We start from the raw sequence: 17,614 nt of genomic DNA, 5'->3' as shown, positions 1-17,614 counted from the left end.
GCCGGCGCAGCCCACTCAAGACATCGCGGTATCCATCACCATCATCAGGCAAAAGCCGACGCACAGCCCCAGGCTGGCCAACCGGTGATGCCCATTGCTGCGAGACTCGGGAATGATCTCCTGGGTGACCACCAGCAGCATCGCCCCCGCCGCACAGGCCAGGCCCAGTGGCAGCAGCAATTCGGCGACATTCACCAGCCAGGCGCAAAGCACCGCCGCCAGCGGCTCCACCAGCCCTGAAGCAGCGCCGATCAGAAACGCCTTGAACCGCGGCATCCCCGCCCCCGCCAGCACCAGCGCAATCACCAGGCCCTCGGGCACATCCTGCAGGGCAATGCCCATCGCCAGGCTGTCGGCATCGGCCATGCCGCCCCCTGCGGAAACGCCGATGGCCATGCCTTCGGGAATGTTATGGGCAATGATGGCAATCACGAACATCCAGATCCGCGCCGCGATCACCGGTTGCTGCGCGGTGCCGACCAACGCCTCGGGCGATGCACCGGACACCTTCAGGTCGACCACGAACAGGCACAACGCCCCGAACAGCAAGCCGAAGCTGATCAGCCCACCCGCGCCCCACGGGCTGAAACCGATGGACTGGGCAGCCTCGAGCCCCGGGATGATCAGGGAAAACGCAGTGGCCGCCAGCATCACCCCGGCGCCGAAGCCCAGCAAGGTGTCAGCCAGGGCCACCGGCATGTTGCGAATCACCAACACCGGTACCGCACCCAGCGCCGTGCCCAGCGCACATACCGCGCCCCCTTCCAGGGCGCGCAGCATGCGTGGGTCCAGGTCCAGCCAGGCAATGCCCCGCGCCACCAGCAAGGCCGTGCCGACCAACAGCAGCAGCGTGCCTATGGCCAGGCGAAACAGGCGCACACTCCCGACAGACATCACCTCCGCGCGCATACCGGTTCGGCTCACTTCAATGCTTCAAGGTAACGACGTTCCACCTGCGCCCAATCGATGACGTTGTAGAAGGCACCGATGTATTCCGGACGACGGTTCTGGTACTTCAGGTAGTAGGCATGTTCCCAGACATCCAGGCCGAGAATCGGTGTGTTGCCGTGCATCAACGGGCTGTCCTGGTTGCCGCTGCTTTCCACCACCAGCGCCTTTTGCGGGGTGACACTCAGCCACGCCCAGCCACTGCCGAAGCGCGTCAGCGCAGCCTTGGTGAACGCCTCCTTGAAGGCCTCGAAGCCACCGAGTTCGGCGTCGATGGCCTTGGCCACCTGCCCTTGCGGCTGGCCGCCGCCCTGGGGCGACATGATGATCCAGAACAGCGAGTGGTTGGCATGGCCGCCACCATGGTTGGTGACCGCGCCGCGCAGGTTTTCCGGCAACTGCTTGACCGCCCCGACCAGCTTTTCAACCGGCCACTCGGCCCATTCGGTGCCTTCCACGGCCGCGTTCAGGCCGTTGACGTAGGTCTGGTGATGCTTGGTGTGGTGGATCTCCATGGTCTGGGTATCGATGTGCGGTTCCAGCGCGTTGTAGGCATAGGGCAACGCAGGCAAGGTATGGGGCATGTCAATGGATTCCGTAGACAGAGGGTCGGGGTGCCACATGCGCCTGGGCGGCCAGTTCACTGGCCCCCGGCGCGTGGCGATTGAGCAGGCGCTCGGTACGCGGGTACTGGCCGTACTCGGCGATGAAACTCAGCAACTCGGTGTAGGTGCGTCCGCTGTGGCGCAGCGCGGCATCCCGCAGCGCCTGCGCCAGGCGCGCGTCCTGGCTGGCCTGCAGCAGGCGCTGATGGGCAGCGCACAGGTAGTCCGCGCTTTCGTGGGGCTGGTTCAGGCGCAGGTGCAGGTCGGCCAGGTTGTGGTGGGCGATGACGAATGCCGCCACCGCTTCGTCGACGTCATGCCAGCGCTCGAACAGCACCTGGGCCAGGGCCAGGGCTTGCAGGTAGAGTTCCCGCGCATCCACCAGCTCGCCCTGTTCGAACAGGCGATTGGCGGCTTGTGTGGTGCGTTTCCAGTGCTGCATGGCGTGTCTCCTAGGCGCTGGCCGGTCAGATGCCGCCAGCGGTGAGTTTTTCCGGGTCGAGCAGCGCCTCGAGCTGGTCACGCGACAGGTCGGTGTGCTCAAGGGCCACGTCGATGATCGGCCGGCCCTGCTGGTAGGCGGTCTTGGCGATTTCGGCGGCCTTGAGGTAGCCAATGATCGGGTTCAGTGCCGTGACCAGGATCGGGTTGCGCGCCAGGGCTTCCTTGAGCTTGCCTTCGTTGACCTTGAAGCTGGCGATGGCCTTGTCGGCGAGCAGGCGGCTGGCGTTGGCCATCAGCTCGATGCTTTCCAGCAGGTTGCGGGCAATGACCGGCAGCATCACGTTGAGCTCGAAGTTGCCCGACTGGCCGGCAATGGCGATGGTCGCGTCGTTGCCGATCACCTGTGCGGCCACCATGGCGGTGGCCTCCGGGATCACCGGGTTGACCTTGCCCGGCATGATCGAGGAGCCCGGCTGCAGGCCTTGCAGCTCGATTTCACCCAGGCCCGCCAGCGGGCCGGAGTTCATCCAGCGCAAGTCGTTGGCGATTTTCATCAGCGCTACGGCAGTGGTCTTGAGCTGGCCGGACAACGCCACGGCGGTGTCCTGGGAGCCGATCAGGGCGAACAGGTTCTGCCCGGGCGTGAACTCGACCTGGGCCAGGGCGCTCAGCTGCTTGGCAAAGCCGGCAGCGAACTGCGGGTGGGCATTGATGCCGGTGCCCACGGCGGTGCCGCCCTGGGCCAGGGCCTGCAGGCTCGGCAGCGTGGCTTCAAGGTGCGCCTTGGCGCCGTTGACCTGTGCTGCCCAGCCATCGAGCACCTGGCTCATGCGCACCGGCATCGCATCCATCAGGTGGGTGCGGCCGGTCTTCACGTACTGATGCACCTGCGCCGATTTGCTTTCGATCACCTGCACCAGGTGGCGCAGCGCCGGCAGCAGTTGCTCATGCAGGGCCAGCGCGGCGCTGACGTGGATGGTGGTGGGGATGATGTCGTTGCTGCTCTGGCCGCAGTTGACGTGGTCGTTGGCGTTGACCGGCTCGCCGAGCACGCGGCTGGCCAAGGTGGCGATCACCTCGTTGGCGTTCATGTTGGAGCTGGTGCCGGAGCCGGTCTGGAACACATCCACCGGGAAGTGCTGGATGAAGTCTTCGGCCAGCAACTGCTCGACCGCCTTGACGATGGCCTGGCCCTGCCCCGGCGAAAGCTGCTCCAGCTCGACGTTGGCCTTGGCCGCAGCCGCCTTGGCCAGCAACAGCGCACGAATGAACTGGGCCGGCATTGGCTTGCCGCTGATCGGGAAGTTGTCGACCGCGCGCTGGGTCTGGGCACCGTACAGGGCCTGGGCCGGCACCTGCAGTTCGCCCATGCTGTCACGCTCGATACGGGTATCACTCATCATCAAATCCTTGCATCAGTTCATCGGGAGAAATCGACGGCAGCAACCGGCAATTGGCCAGTTGCAGGGCATAGGGTTGCCAGCGCTGGTTCTGTTCGCGGCGATCGAGGTTGCGCAGGTCGAGCAGCGGGCGCCAGGCCTGGTCCAGGCACAGGCAGCGCCAATGCCAGGGCAGCATGCGGTCGCAGGCGGTATCCAGGAGCAGGCGGAACGAGGTCAGCGCCACCGTCCATGACGAGGTTTCGGTGCAGCACACCAGGTAGCGGCCTTCGGCCAGGTAGTGCTCGATCAGGCGCGGCTCGTCGGGTTCGAGGGCGCAGCGGATGCGCCGGCTGAGCCAGCGCCAGTTTTCCAGGTAGGGCAGTTCGCGCAGGACGGGTTTCATGAACATCATCGCCAAGTTACTGGATAATGATATTCATTATTAAGTGATAAATAGAATCACTTCAAGAGGGGTGCGACGAAAGTAAAAAACCCGGCGCGAGGGCCGGGTTCTTTAAAACAGTCTATTTCTGTACCGGCCTCTTCGCGGGGCAAGCCGGCTCCCACGGGTATCCCGCTACAGCGCAGAACCTGTGGGAGCGGGCTTGCCCCGCGAAGAGGCCGGTACAGATGAAGCATCAGCTACCGGCGACGGTCATCCGCTCGATCAGCACCGACCCTGTGTGAATGTTGCTGCGTGTCTCAAGATCGCTGCCAATCGCGACGATCTGCTGGAACATGTCCTTCATGTTGCCGGCAATGGTCACTTCCTGAACAGCGTGCTGAATCTCGCCATTCTCGACCCAGAACCCCGCCGCACCGCGCGAATAGTCGCCGGTCACCATGTTCAGCCCATGCCCCATCAACTCGGTCACCAGCAGTCCGCGCCCCATGCGACGAATCAGCGCCGCCTGGTCTTCCACGCCATGGGTGACGTAGAGGTTATGCACGCCACCGGCATTCGCCGTGCTTGGCAGGCCCAGCTTGCGCCCCGAATAGGTGCCCAGCAGGTAGGACACCAGCTCGCCTTTGTCGACGAACGGCTTGGCATAGGTCGCCAGCCCATCGCCGTCGAAGGCGGCGCTGCCCAGCGCGCGAGGGATATGCGGGCGTTCGTCGAGGGTCAGCCAGCTGGGGAACAGGCGTTGCCCCATCGCACCATCGAGGAACGACGACTTGCGGTACAGGTTGCCGCCGGAGATGGCCGAGAGGAAGCTGCCGAACAAACCACCCGCCAGCTCGGCGGAGAACAGCACCGGCACCTCGCAGGTCGGCACCGGGCGGGCGCCGAGGCGGCTCGCGGCGCGCAGGGCTGCGCGCTGGCCGATGCTGCGCGGGTCGGCCAAAAGGTTGCCCTGGCGGTTCACGTCGTACCAGTAGTCGCGCTGCATCTGCCCGTCGCCCTCGGCGATCATCACGCAGCTCAGGCTGTGCCGAGTAGAGGCGTAACCGCCGATGAACCCGTGGCTGTTGCCGTAGACCCGGCAACCCTGGTGGGTGTTCAAGGTGGTGCCATCGGCATTGAGAATGCGCGGATCGGCGTCGAACGCCGCAGCCTCGCAGGCCAGCGCCATCTCGATGGCCTTCTCCGGCTCGATGTCCCAGTCATGGTAGAGGTCGAGGTCGGGAATCTCGCGGGCCATCAACGCCGCATCGGCAAGGCCTGCGCATTCGTCCTCGGAGGTGTGCTTGGCAATGGCGAGGGCGGCGGCCACGGTTTCGCGAATCGCCTCCGGGCCACTGGCCGAGGTACTGGCCGAGCCCTTGCGCTGGCCGACATAGAGGGTGATGCCAAAGCCCTGGTCGCGATTGAATTCGACCGTTTCGACTTCGCGCTGGCGCACCGTGGTGGACAGGCCCTGCTCCAGCGATACCGCCACCTCACAGGCGCTGGCACCCTGCCGGCGCGCCTCGGCGACGATCGCTTCGACCTGCTCCTGCAACGCTGGCAGGTCCTTGGGGCCTACGCTCTGGACTGCACTCATGGTTTTCTCCACTCAAATTCTGCGTTCGGCAAGGGTCATTCTACGACCGGGCCGGACAAGCGGCCCCCGACTGGTTATCATGGCGGCGATTTCTAGCGGACTGCCACCATGGTTGATTCATACGACGACGCCTTCGACGGCGAAAAAAGCAAAACCCAGATCAAGCGCGAGCTGCATGCGCTGGTCGAACTCGGCGAGCGCCTGACCACGGTCAAGGCCGATACCCTGGCGCGCCTGCCGCTGACCGACGAGCTGCGCAAGGCCCTGGCCGAGGCCAGCAAGCACACCGCCCACGGCGCACGCAAACGCCACATGTCGTTCGTCGGCAAGCTGATGCGCGACCAGGACCTGGACGCCATCCATGCGGTGCTCGAGCAGATCGACAGCTCCAGCCGCCAGTACAACGAGCGCTTCCACAGCCTGGAACGCTGGCGCGACCGCCTGATCGACGGCAATGACGAAGACCTCGAGCGCTTCGTCAACGAGTACCCCGACACCGACCGCCAGCAGCTGCGTTCGCTGATCCGCCATGCCCAGCACGAAAAAGCGCGGAACAAACCGCCCGCCGCTGCGCGCAAGGTGTTCAAGTACATCCGCGACCTCGACGAAATCCAGCGCGGCCTGCGCTGACGGCAAGCACCGGGGCTGCCATGCGCGCAGCCCCGGTGCTGCCATCACGCGCCGGTACCGCCGACGGTGATCGCATCCAGCTTCAAGGTCGGCTGGCCAACGCCCACGGGCACCGACTGTCCATCCTTGCCACACGTCCCCACGCCACTGTCTGGCGCCAGGTCGTTGCCGACCATCGATACCCGGCTCATGGCCTCAGGCCCGTTGCCGATCAGGGTCGCGCCCTTGACCGGGGCGGTGATCTTGCCGTCCTCGATCAGGTAGGCCTCGCTGGTTGAAAACACGAACTTGCCGCTGGTGATGTCCACCTGGCCGCCGCCGAGGTTGGCGCAGTAGATGCCCTTCTTCACCGAGGCGATGATCTCCTGCGGGTCGCTTTCGCCGGCGCGCATGTAGGTGTTGGTCATGCGCGGCATCGGCAGGTGCGCGTAGGATTCGCGGCGGCCGTTGCCGGTCACGGCCATGCCCATCAGGCGGGCATTGAGCTTGTCCTGCATGTAGCCCTTGAGAATGCCGTTCTCGATCAGCGTGGTGCATTCGGTGGGGGTACCTTCGTCGTCCACGCTCAGCGAACCACGGCGGCCTTCGAGGGTGCCATCGTCGACGATGGTGCACAGGCTCGATGCCACTTTCTCACCCAGGCGGCCACTGAACGCCGAGCTGCCCTTGCGGTTGAAGTCGCCTTCCAGGCCATGGCCCACGGCCTCGTGCAGCAGCACGCCCGACCAGCCCGAACCCAGCACCACTGGCAGGGTGCCCGCCGGCGCCGGGATCGCTTCCAGGTTCACCAGCGCCTGGCGCAGCGCTTCGCGGGCATAACCCATGACCTTCTCTTCGGTGAAGAAGCGGTAGTCGGTACGCCCGCCACCGCCCTGCCCACCGCGTTCGCGACGGCCGTTCTGCTCGACGATGACGCTGACATTGAAACGCACCAGCGGCCGCACATCGGCCGCCAGGCTGCCATCGGCGGCAGCAATCAGGATGCGCTCCCAGACCCCGGCCATGCTCACGCTGACCTGCTGGATGCGCGGGTCCAGCGCACGGGTGGCGGCGTCCACGCGCTTGAGCAGCTCGACCTTCTCGGCGCGGCTGAGCACATCCAGCGGGTTATCGGGCGCATACAGGGCCGTCACGTCCTGGCTGCGGAAGGCCTGCACCTTGCCGTTCTGACCCGCACGGGAAATCGAACGCGCAGCGCGTGCCGCCGAGGTCAGCGCCTCGAGGTTGATCGCGTTGCTGTAGGCGAAACCGGTCTTCTCACCCGACTGGGCACGCACGCCCACGCCCTGGTCGAGGTTGAAGCTGCCTTCCTTGACGATGCCGTCCTCCAGCGCCCAGGTTTCCGAAATCTGGCCCTGGAAATACAGGTCGGCGGCGTCGATGCCCGGGCCGGCCAACTCGCCCAGCACAGCCTGCAGGCTGTCCAGGGTCAGTCCGCCTGGGGCCAGGAGCTGCTCGCTGACGGTGGATAACATCTGGCTCATAGTCACTCCGAGGTGTGCGCAGGGCGCAAGGCGTCCTGCGAGAAAAAGCGCCGGTGCGAAACCACCGGCATGCGCGCCCGTATGGACGCTTGTTCGTCAGGGTCGCGCGCGGCGATCAATACCGCCTCGCCGCGCGCCTGTTCGGCAACGATCCGCCCCCAGGGGTCGATGATCGCCGCTTGCCCGTGGGTTTCCCGCGGGCCGGGATGGGTGCCGCCCTGGGCCGCCGCCAGCACATAGCACTGGGTCTCGATGGCGCGGGCGCGAATCAGCACTTCCCAGTGCGCTGCCCCTGTGACCGCAGTGAACGCGGCAGGTGCCGTGATCAGTTCCGCGCCGGCGCCGCGCAGGGCGCTGTACAGCTCGGGGAAGCGCAAGTCGTAGCAGACGCTGAGCCCCACGCGCCCGACTGGCGTATCGGCCACCACCACCTGGGCGCCGTGGGCGTAGTCGTCGGACTCACGGTAGCGGCCGCGGTTGTCGGCCACATCGACGTCGAACAGGTGCAGCTTGTCATAACGCGCCACCACCTCACCGTGTTCGTCGATCAGCAACGAGCAGGCATGGGCCTTGGCCTCGGGCCGACCTTCGGGCGGCAGCGGCAAGGTGCCGGCAACTATCCATAATCTGAGGTCGCGGGCGGTGCGTTTCAACCAGGGCAGTATCGGCCCCTCGCCCATGGCTTCGGCACGGCCGATGGCGGCGGCGTCCTTGCGGCCCATGGCCGCGAAGTTCTCGGGCAGCACCGCCAGCCGGGCGCCGCCGAAGGCCGCCTGTTCAAGCAGAGCACCCGCCCGCTGCAGGTTGGCCAGCACATCGTCCTGGCTGACCATCTGGATAACCGCTGCCTTCATGGGCACTCCCGGAACTACTTGTTGAAGGGTTTCACAAAGGTGATTCTAGGCTCTTTCCACGGCCCTTCGACGCGATAGTGCACGCTGGCAAAGCGCGATACCCGGTCGCCGATCAGCCGGTCGACCAGGAACAGCGCCCCGCCGACCGCCGGCGCGCCCACGATCAGCGCTGCCAGGGGCAGGTTGTTGGTCACAGGCAGGGTCACCTGCAGGTTGGCATCGACTCGGTCACGAACCATGTCCAGGGTGCCATCGAGCTCGAAATTGCTCGATGGCCCGGTCACGGTGATCGGCTCGCGGGTCACGTAGACCCCGTTGCTGGCCACCAGCAAGCCTCTGACCCGGTCGTAGGCCAGGCCCTTGTCGAACAGGTCGGAGAAGTCCAGGCGCAGCCGGCGGCCGATCGAGTTGAAGTTGAGCAGGCCGAACACGCGCAAGGCCTGGGCGCTGCCCTCCACTTCGACGAACTGGCCGCTGTTCAACGCCGCATCCATGCTGCCCGAGAAGCGCTTCAGGCCGACCCAGGCCGGCGAACCGGGCCAGCGGCCGTCCACGTCCAGGCGGAAATCGCGGCTGGTCACGGTAGGGGCGAAGCCCCAGCCCTTGAGCACATCGGCCAGGTTCTTGCCTTTCAGGCGGCCCTTGTACCAGCTGCTGGTGGCGCCGGGGGTGCCCTCCCAGCCGCCGCCGCCGTCGACCTGCAGCCCCTTGAAGTCCAGCTGCACATCCTGCGCGGCCACACCGCGCGCGGTCGGGCGCAGCTTCAGGGCTGCACTGCCGAACAGGTCGTTACCGCGGTACAGCTTGTCGATGTTCAGGTCCAGCGCCGGCACCTTGCGCGGGTCGAACGTGGCCAGCGGGTCAGGGCCTTCCTCGGCCTGCGCCTGTGCAGGGTCGGCGGCAGGCAGGCGCAAGGTCTGCAGGCGCACGGTCATCGGCGCGGCCTTACTATCCGGTAGCCGCGCATTGCCGATCACTTCCTTGCTGTCCAGGCGCAGATCCCAGGCCGGGCCACTGCGCGCCAGGCGCACCACTGCCTGGTTCAGGTCCATGCCAAAGGCTTTGAGCTGGCCGATGCTCAGGTCGACGCTCTGCAGGTTCTGCCGGGCATTGCCGCCCGGGTCGTCGCCCGCCAGGCGCGATGCCTGCTCCTGCCAGGGCGCCAGGTCCAGTTTGTCCAGCCGCCCGCGCACGCGCAGGCCTTGGCTGGCGGGCAGTTGCGCGGTGCCGGCGCCCAGCAGCAACTCGCCACGGCCCTGGCCGAGCTTGTCGGGCGGCGCGGCATAGGCAAACCGGGCAAGGTCATCGTAGGCCGCATCGAAGCGCCGCTCCTGGCCTTGCAGATTCATGGCGAAACGGGTGTTGCGGGTCTCTTGCGCGGCCTTGCCGAAGGGCGCCGGCAGGTCGATGGCCAGGCCCTTGAGCGAAGAGCTGACGCTCAGGCTGTTGTCACGGCTGCCCAGGTTGACCTGCAACTGGTAGGGCAGCTCGCCCGAGGCAGGCAGCGCCTGCTTGAACTGCAGCCACTCGGTCAAGGCCTTGAGCGCTACCTGGCCGTTGGCATTGATGCGAGTCTGCATCTGCCCGCCCTGGCCTTCGGCGGTGATCTGCGCGGTCACCGGCTTGCCGAACGCCTGCAGGGCAATGTTCTTGCCGCTGAGCCCCTTGTCGAAATCGAAGCTGAAATCGCCCTTCAGGCGGCTCAGCTCCAAGGTGGGTGGGGCCACCTTCAGGCGCGCGTCGGACGTGGCGAAGTCCACCTGCACTTTCGGCCGCTCGCCGTGGGCCAGGGGGATGTCGAGCTTGACCTTGCCCTTGAGCGGCCCTTCGCCTTCCCAGCCGGCAAAGATCTCGCCCGTGCCGATCGGCGCCTCTTTGAGAATCTTCAGGCCGTCGCCGAGGGTGCCGTCGAAGCGGCCGTCGAGGAACAGGTGGCTGTGCTCGTTGCCCTCGACGTGGGGGATATTGACGGTGACGTCACTGACCTTGGTATCGAGCAGCAGGCCCTTGCTGGCCTTGATGCGCACACCGCTGTCCTCGATCAGCACATCGCCATCGACATGCTGCACCTGGGGCCAGCCCGGCTGGAAGTCCAACGCCGCATCATGCACCTTGAAGAACAGGCTGATGCTGCGCGACTCAGGCGTCGCGCCATGGTTGAGCGAGCCCTGGTACTGGAAGTAGCCCTGGTCGACATTGCCTTTGACGATGGCGCTGCGCAGCCATTCGTCGAGTGCCGGGCTGAGCACCTCGGGCAGGTACTTGGCGGTGTAGCGGCCGTCGCCTTCGGTCAGGCCCACACGCAGGTCCATGTAGCTCTCGGTGCCTTCGGCGAACAGCAGGCGAATCAGGAAATCGCCGGCGATCTTGCCCTCTTCGCCCAACACCTTCAGGTACGGAGCGGTCAGGGTGAAACCGTCCTTGTCCAGGGCATAGGTCAGGCGCGCATTGGCTTTCTCGTAGTGCCAGGGTTTGGCGAAGATCGGGTACAGGTGCAGCATGAAGGCATCGGTATCGAGGCGCAGTTCGCCATGCCCGAGGTCGCCACTGATGCTGCCGCTGACATTGCCGGCGGCCGGCGCACCGTGATAGGCATCGAAGCCCACCTTCTCCAGGTTCGCGGCAAACTGCAGGCGCTGGTCGCCTTCGGCCTTGGGCCGCACCTCGAGTTGCACATTGCGCAGGGCACCTGTGACCTTCAAGGCATCGACCACGGTCATGAGTTTTTCCGGCAGCGGAGCCAGGGCATCGATCAGCGGGGTCAGGGGGGTCAGGTCGAGGCGGTCTGCCTGCACCTGCCAGCTTTCAGCCGCAGGTTCGGCGCCTGGCCGCTGGCGCAGCTGCAGGTGCGACTCCCAGCGGGTCTTGCCGATGTTGGTGGCCAGCGAATCGACGACCACATCGAAACCTTGCGCCTGGCGCTGGAACCACGCCGACAGCGCCAGGTTGTCCAGGGTCACGGCCTTGCGCCCGGTGTAGGCACCGCGCAGCTGGGGCGCGTTGAGGCGCACTACGGCCTGTTGCAGCTGGCCTTTGCTCCAGTCGACCCAGAACTCGCCACCGGCACGCAGCGCCTGGGCCTGCCACTGGCCAAGCAGGCGCGGCGGCAGCCAGCTCGCCCAGTCGCTCTGCGGCAGGCTCAGGTAAACCTGGGCCTCGCCGTCACGCCAATTGCTGGCCGTGGCCCGGCTGCGCAGGTTGACCGCCAGGGGCTGGCCGTCGGGCAAGGTCGCACGCAGGTCCAAGGCCTGGCGCGAGGCGCCGGCCTTGAGGCCGAGGCTTACATAGGTGAGGGTCAGCGGGTCGCGCTGCCAGGGTTGCAGCGTCACCTGGCTGTCGAACACATCGATGCGCCCCAGCTGGCGCAGGCGCTCGAGCAGCTCGGCCGGGTCCAGTGGCGCGTCGTCCTTCTTCGGCAAGCCTTCGAGGGCCCAGGCGCCCTGCTCGTCTTCGCGCAGGATCAGTTGCAAGCCACCGAGCTGGATATGCGCCAGGCGCACCTCGCGCGAAGTCAGGCTGGCCCACAGGTCGGGCACCACTTTGACCTCATCGAGGCGCAAGGCCGAGGCGCCGTCGCCCAGTTGCAGGTCACGCACGCTGAGCACCGGGGCCAGGCCACTCCAGCGGCCTTCCAAGGCGCCCACATGCACCGGCAGGCCCAAGGCCTGTTCGGCCTTGGCCTCGACGTCGGCACGGTATTCGGCCACCAGCGGCACCAGCTCGCGCCCGAGGCTGACATACAACGCCACCAGCACCGCCAGCAGGGCGCAGATACCCAGGCCCCAGCGGGTCAAGGCGACAAGAACGCGGGTCAGACGTCCCATGGCCATGGCCCTCCGATTCGTTTATCCATGATGGCTGCTGGTACCGCTTTTGCCAGCCCGGCCATCATGTGGCGTGCGTCAGAAAGCCTCAGAGCAGCACCACATCGTATTGTTCCTGCGAGTACATCGACTCGACCTGGAAGCGAATGGTTCGACCGATGAAGGTTTCAAGCTCGGCCACGTTGCCCGATTCTTCATCGAGCAGGCGGTCCACCACCTTCTGGTTGGCCAGCACCCGGTAGCCCTCAGCCTGGTAGGCGCGGGCTTCGCGGAGGATCTCGCGGAAGATTTCGTAACAGATGGTTTCCGGGGTCTTCAGCTTGCCGCGGCCCTGGCAGGCAACGCACGGCTCGCACAGCACCTGTTCGAGGCTTTCGCGGGTGCGCTTGCGGGTCATCTGCACCAGGCCCAGCTCGGTGATGCCGATGATGTTGGTCTTGGCATGGTCGCGTTCGAGCTGCTTTTCCAGGGTGCGCAGCACCTGGCGCTGATGCTCTTCGTCTTCCATGTCGATGAAGTCGATGATGATGATGCCGCCGATGTTGCGCAGTCGCAGTTGCCGGGCAATGGCGGTGGCCGCTTCGAGGTTGGTCTTGAAGATGGTCTCTTCAAGGTTGCGATGGCCAACGAAGGCGCCGGTGTTGACGTCGATGGTGGTCATCGCCTCGGCCGGGTCGACCACCAGGTAGCCACCCGACTTGAGCGGCACCTTGCGCTCCAGGGCGCGCTGGATTTCGTCCTCGACCCCATACAAGTCAAAAATTGGGCGCTCGCCGGGGTAATGTTCCAGACGATCGGCAATCTCCGGCATCAATTCGCCGACGAACTGCGTGGTTTTCTGGAAGGTTTCCCGCGAGTCGATGCGGATTTTCTCGATTTTCGGGTTGACCAGGTCGCGCAGGGTACGCAGGGCCAGGCCTAGGTCTTCGTAGATGACGGTAGGCGCGCCGCAGGTCTGGATTTGGCTGCCGATCTGCTCCCACAGGCGGCGCAGGTAGCGGATGTCCTGGAGGATCTCTTCGGCACGCGCGCCTTCGGCGGCGGTGCGCAGGATGAAACCACCGGCGTCCTTGATGTTCTCGTTGTTGATGCAGTCGCTGACCACCTGCTTGAGGCGCTCGCGTTCGGCTTCGTCTTCGATCTTCAGGGAAATACCGACATGGCTGCTGCGCGGCATGTACACCAGGTAGCGCGAGGGAATCGACAGCTGGGTGGTCAGGCGTGCGCCCTTGGTGCCGATTGGGTCCTTGGTGACCTGGACCACCAGGGCCTGGCCCTCATGCACCAAGGCAGTGATGGTCTCCACCGCCGAGCCTTCGCGCTGGGAAATTTCCGAGGCATGGATGAACGCCGCGCGCTCGAGGCCAATGTCGACGAACGCCGCCTGCATGCCCGGCAGCACGCGCACCACCTTGCCTTTGTAGATATTGCCGACGATGCCGCGGCGCAGGGTGCGCTCGACGTGCACTTCCTGCAGCACCCCGTTTTCCACCACCGCCACACGTGATTCCATCGGGGTGATGTTGATCAGGATCTCTTCACTCATGGCAGGCTCTCGTCAAAGGTCTTCGCTAATGATGGATCGCGCGTGCCAGGCTGGCCACCGCTGGTTTCTATTACCTCTGGCAAAGCGCCGGTACCTGCCAGCAGGCGATACCGAATTGGCCGAGCAGTTCGGCCGTTTCACTCAAGGGCAGGCCGACCACCGCCGAATAGCTGCCTTCAAGCCCGGTGACGAATACCGCCCCCAGGCCCTGGATGGCATAGCCGCCGGCCTTGTCCGCCGGCTCGCCACTGGCCCAGTAGCGTTCGGCTTCTGCCGGGCTGATGGGGCGAAAGCGCACGTTGCTGGCGACACACAGGCTCTGGCAGCGCTGGCCATCACTCACTGCGACGGCGGTCAGCACCTGATGCGCGCGGCCAGACAGCTCGGCCAGCATGGCCAAGGCATGTTCGCGGTTTTCCGGCTTGCCGAGAATACGACCATCGAGCACCACCGCCGTGTCTGCGCCAAGCGTTAGCGCCGGGCCCCCCAGGCTGGCAAGGCCGGCCTCGGCCTTGGCCACGGCCAGGCGCTCGACGTAGGCCTCGGCGCTTTCGCCGGGCAGCGGGGTTTCATCGATGGGGGCACTGACAGGGGTGAACGGCACGCCGATCTGGGTCAGCAGTTCACGCCGACGGGGGGAGCCGGAGGCCAGGTAAAGCGGGTTCATGCAGACATCTCCCTGTCAGTGGCGCCAGCGCCGTCAGTTGATATGCAAGCGCCGGCGCAGGTCGCGCAGGGCGAAACTGATCCAGGGCCAGAGCAAGGCGCTGATGACCGCCGACCAGACCAGCGCCAGGGTCGGCAGGCGGTTGCCGGTGAGCGCGCTGAGCCACAGCTGGATCAGCTGGGCGATGCCGAAGATCACCAGGATCACCAGGCTCTGCTGCCACATCGGGAACATGCGCAGGCGCTGCTGCAAGGACAGCACCAGGAAGGTGATCAGGGTCAGGATCAGGGCGTTCTGCCCCAACAGCGTGCCATACAGCACATCCTCGGCCAGGCCGAGCACGAACGCGGTGGTCATGCCCACCTTGTTCGGCACCATGAGGGTCCAGAACGACACCAGCAGCGCCAGCCACATGGGCCGGAACACTTCGAGGAACTGCGGCATGGGGGAAACGCTGAGCAGCAGGCCGATGGCGAACGTCAGCCAGATGACCCAACCGTGGTTACGGCGCGACTTGGCCATCATTGCCTCCGTGGGTGAGCAGGTGCCGCGGGCGCCGACGCCGGGCTGGCGGGCGCAGCGGCGGGAGCAGGTGCCCCGGCAGCGGGGGCCGGTGCACTGGCCGGCGCGGCCTGATCGCCATTGGCGGCTGGCTGGGCCGGGCTCGTCGCACCCTTGCGGTCAGCTTCTTCCTGGGCGATCGCCGCTTCGGTGGCGCGCTGCTCCGGCGTGCGCCGGTCGCTGAACACCAGCAGCATGTAGCGGCTGCGGTTGAGCGCGGCGGTGGGAATGGCGCGAACGATGGCGAAAGGCTGGCCGGAGTCGTGGATCACTTCGTTGACCGTGGCCACCGGGTAGCCGGCCGGGAAGCGCTGGCCCATGCCGGAGCTCACCAGCAGGTCGCCTTCCTTGATGTCGGCGGTGTCCGCCACATGGCGCAGTTCCAGGCGTTCCGGGTTGCCGGTACCGCTGGCGATGGCGCGCAGGCCGTTGCGGTTGACCTGCACCGGGATGCTATGGGTGGTGTCGGTGAGCAGCAGCACCCGCGAGGTGTACGGCATCAGCTCGACCACCTGGCCCATCAGGCCGCGGGCATCGAGCACCGGCTGGCCGAGGAACACGCCGTCGCGCTCGCCCTTGTTGATCAGGATGCGGTGGGTGAACGGGTTGGGGTCGACACCGATCAGCTCGGCCACTTCGACCTTTTCATTGACCAGCGCCGAAGAGTTGAGCAACTCGCGCAGGCGCACGTTCTGCTCGGTCAGGGCCGCCAGCTTCTGCAGGCGCCCCTGCAGCAGCAGGGCCTCGGTCTTGAGCTTTTCGTTCTCGGCGATCAGTTCGGTACGGCTGCCGAACTGGCCGGCCACACCTTGCCACGCACGTTGCGGCAGGTCGGTGATCCAGTACGACTCCATCAGCACCAGGCCCATCTGGCTGCGCACGGGCTTGAGCACGTCGAAGCGCGCGTCGACAACCATCAACGCGACCGACATGACTACCAGAACGAGCAGGCGAACGCCCAGCGAGGGGCCCTTGGAGAAAAGCGGTTTAATGGGCCGTTCCTCGTGGACGACTCAGGAGGTCATTGGACATGGGACAACGCACCAGCCTGGTTGCGGGTTGACGGAAACGACGCCCGGAAGGACGCCAGCCCAGCGCATACAGGTAGCACTGCGCGTGCTACCTGTAAACCGGGCACTGGAAAGCGGCGCAGATCACTCGCTCGAGAGCAGGTCCATCGCGTGCTTGTCCATCATTTCCAGGGCGCGGCCGCCGCCACGGGCGACGCAGGTCAGCGGGTCCTCGGCAACGATCACCGGCAGGCCGGTTTCCTGGGCCAGCAGCTTGTCCAGGTCACGCAGCAGCGCGCCACCACCGGTCAACACCAGGCCGCGCTCGGCGATGTCGGAGGCCAGCTCCGGCGGCGATTGCTCCAGGGCGCTCTTGACCGCCTGAACGATGGTCGCCAGCGACTCCTGCAGCGCTTCGAGCACTTCGTTGGAGTTCAGGGTGAAGGCGCGTGGTACGCCCTCGGCCAGGTTACGGCCGCGCACGTCGACTTCGCGCACTTCGCCGCCCGGGTAGGCGGTGCCGATTTCCTGCTTGATGCGCTCGGCGGTGGATTCGCCGATCAGGCTGCCGTAGTTGCGGCGCACGTAGGTGACGATGGCTTCGTCGAAACGGTCGCCGCCCACACGCACGGACTCGGCGTAGACCACGCCGTTGAGCGAGATCAGGGCGATTTCGGTGGTACCGCCGCCGATGTCGACGACCATCGAGCCACGCGCTTCCTCGACCGGCAGGCCGGCACCGATGGCAGCGGCCATCGGTTCTTCGATCAGGAACACTTCACGGGCACCGGCACCCAGGGCCGACTCGCGAATGGCGCGGCGCTCTACCTGGGTCGACTTGCACGGCACGCAGATCAGCACGCGAGGGCTGGGCTGCAGGAAGCTGTTTTCGTGAACCTTGTTGATGAAGTACTGCAACATTTTTTCACAAACGCTGAAGTCGGCGATGACGCCGTCCTTCATCGGACGAATGGCAGCAATGTTGCCAGGCGTGCGGCCCAGCATGCGCTTGGCTTCGGTACCGACGGCCACGACGCTTTTCTGGTTGCCGTGGGTACGGATGGCAACAACCGAGGGCTCATTCAGGACGATACCGCGCTCACGCACGTAAATAAGGGTGTTGGCAGTACCCAGGTCGATGGACAGATCGCTGGAAAACATGCCACGCAGTTTCTTGAACATGGGAAAGTGACCCTGGGGAAAGCGTGGGTAAAAAAGTGCGGCAAACTCTAACAATGGCAGGGATTTTGGGCAAGGAGCCAATATGTTAAATTGGTCGTTTTTCCGAGCATGCCAGCCGATGATCGCGGCCGTATGACCGCCAGAAAGCTGACATGTTCCTCATCGCGGACCCTTTTCCGTTCTTTGTTTCCCCTGGAGATTCCCATGGCGCTTGAACGCTGCGACGTGGAAAAGATCGCCCATCTGGCCCGCCTGGGCCTGAATGAAGGCGAACTGCCACGCATTACCGACGCCCTGAACAGCATTCTCGGCCTGGTCGACCAGATGCAAGCGGTCGACACCACCGGCATCGAGCCCCTGGCCCACCCGCTGGAGGCCAGCCAGCGCCTGCGCCCGGACCAGGTCACCGAAAGCAACCAGCGCGAGGCCTACCAGGCCATCGCACCCTCGACCGAAAGCGGTCTGTACCTGGTTCCGAAAGTCATCGAGTAA

General features: G+C 65.6%; 16 protein-coding genes. 2 read left to right on the top strand and 14 right to left on the bottom strand.

Going from position 1 to position 17,614, the window contains the following annotated elements; genetic code table 11:
* Positions 1 to 15 precede the first annotated feature (15 nt).
* The 6 genes from L6D75_RS11670 to pmbA form a co-directional block, all read right to left on the bottom strand.
* Entirely contained in the window at positions 16 to 909 is an 894-nt protein-coding gene (locus L6D75_RS11670) for a ZIP family metal transporter (protein WP_176514748.1), read from the bottom strand.
* 11 nt (positions 910 to 920) lie between these two features.
* A complete protein-coding gene (locus L6D75_RS11665) occupies positions 921 to 1,532 on the bottom strand; it encodes a superoxide dismutase (RefSeq protein ID WP_176514564.1) in 612 nt (203 codons plus the stop codon).
* A 1-nt stretch (position 1,533) separates the two neighbouring features.
* Positions 1,534 to 1,995, bottom strand: a complete 462-nt coding sequence (locus tag L6D75_RS11660; RefSeq protein WP_176514562.1) for a hypothetical protein — start codon at positions 1,993 to 1,995, stop codon at positions 1,534 to 1,536.
* A 25-nt stretch (positions 1,996 to 2,020) separates the two neighbouring features.
* A complete protein-coding gene (locus L6D75_RS11655; protein WP_176514560.1) occupies positions 2,021 to 3,397 on the bottom strand; it encodes a class II fumarate hydratase in 1,377 nt (458 codons plus the stop codon).
* A complete protein-coding gene (locus tag L6D75_RS11650) occupies positions 3,390 to 3,791 on the bottom strand; it encodes a FagA protein (protein WP_176514558.1) in 402 nt (133 codons plus the stop codon). Before L6D75_RS11650 ends, L6D75_RS11655 begins: the two co-directional genes overlap by 8 nt.
* 226 nt (positions 3,792 to 4,017) lie before the next feature.
* On the bottom strand, positions 4,018 to 5,364 hold the full coding sequence (pmbA, locus tag L6D75_RS11645) for a metalloprotease PmbA (RefSeq protein WP_176517443.1): 1,347 nt from the start codon (positions 5,362 to 5,364) through the stop codon (positions 4,018 to 4,020).
* A gap of 108 nt (positions 5,365 to 5,472) precedes the next feature.
* Between pmbA and yjgA the strand changes: the two genes are divergently transcribed.
* Entirely contained in the window at positions 5,473 to 5,994 is a 522-nt protein-coding gene (gene yjgA, locus L6D75_RS11640) for a ribosome biogenesis factor YjgA (protein ID WP_176517444.1), read from the top strand.
* Between the two features lie 44 nt (positions 5,995 to 6,038).
* Here the strand turns inward: yjgA and tldD are convergent, their stop codons facing one another.
* From tldD to mreB, 8 genes are all read right to left on the bottom strand, one after another.
* On the bottom strand, positions 6,039 to 7,478 hold the full coding sequence (gene tldD / locus L6D75_RS11635) for a metalloprotease TldD (RefSeq protein ID WP_176517445.1): 1,440 nt from the start codon (positions 7,476 to 7,478) through the stop codon (positions 6,039 to 6,041).
* 2 nt (positions 7,479 to 7,480) lie between these two features.
* Entirely contained in the window at positions 7,481 to 8,332 is an 852-nt protein-coding gene (locus L6D75_RS11630; protein WP_176517446.1) for a carbon-nitrogen hydrolase family protein, read from the bottom strand.
* Positions 8,333 to 8,346: 14 nt separating this feature from the next.
* Positions 8,347 to 12,162, bottom strand: a complete 3,816-nt coding sequence (locus L6D75_RS11625; protein WP_176517447.1) for a YhdP family protein — start codon at positions 12,160 to 12,162, stop codon at positions 8,347 to 8,349.
* Between the two features lie 82 nt (positions 12,163 to 12,244).
* The gene (gene rng / locus L6D75_RS11620; RefSeq protein WP_176517448.1) at positions 12,245 to 13,702 is read right to left on the bottom strand and encodes a ribonuclease G; all 1,458 of its coding nucleotides are present in this window, start codon (positions 13,700 to 13,702) and stop codon (positions 12,245 to 12,247) included.
* Positions 13,703 to 13,772: 70 nt separating this feature from the next.
* A complete protein-coding gene (locus L6D75_RS11615; protein WP_176517449.1) occupies positions 13,773 to 14,369 on the bottom strand; it encodes a Maf family protein in 597 nt (198 codons plus the stop codon).
* A 33-nt stretch (positions 14,370 to 14,402) separates the two neighbouring features.
* The gene (gene mreD, locus L6D75_RS11610) at positions 14,403 to 14,891 is read right to left on the bottom strand and encodes a rod shape-determining protein MreD (RefSeq protein WP_176517450.1); all 489 of its coding nucleotides are present in this window, start codon (positions 14,889 to 14,891) and stop codon (positions 14,403 to 14,405) included.
* Positions 14,891 to 15,862, bottom strand: coding sequence for a rod shape-determining protein MreC (mreC, locus tag L6D75_RS11605; RefSeq protein WP_236193542.1), 972 nt, complete (start codon positions 15,860 to 15,862; stop codon positions 14,891 to 14,893). Before mreC ends, mreD begins: the two co-directional genes overlap by 1 nt.
* A 222-nt stretch (positions 15,863 to 16,084) precedes the next feature.
* Positions 16,085 to 17,122: a rod shape-determining protein MreB gene (gene mreB / locus L6D75_RS11600; protein ID WP_003255163.1), complete on the bottom strand. Its 1,038-nt coding sequence runs from the start codon at positions 17,120 to 17,122 to the stop codon at positions 16,085 to 16,087.
* Positions 17,123 to 17,326: 204 nt separating this feature from the next.
* Here mreB and gatC point away from each other — a divergent pair, with 204 nt between their 5' ends.
* Positions 17,327 to 17,614, top strand: a complete 288-nt coding sequence (gene gatC / locus L6D75_RS11595) for an Asp-tRNA(Asn)/Glu-tRNA(Gln) amidotransferase subunit GatC (RefSeq protein ID WP_176517451.1) — start codon at positions 17,327 to 17,329, stop codon at positions 17,612 to 17,614.

Source organism: Pseudomonas faucium (assembly GCF_021602585.1).
GTDB classification, from domain to species: domain Bacteria; phylum Pseudomonadota; class Gammaproteobacteria; order Pseudomonadales; family Pseudomonadaceae; genus Aquipseudomonas; species Aquipseudomonas faucium.
Note: the sequence above shows the minus strand (reverse complement) of the source record. Positions and strands in the feature narration are given on the sequence as shown.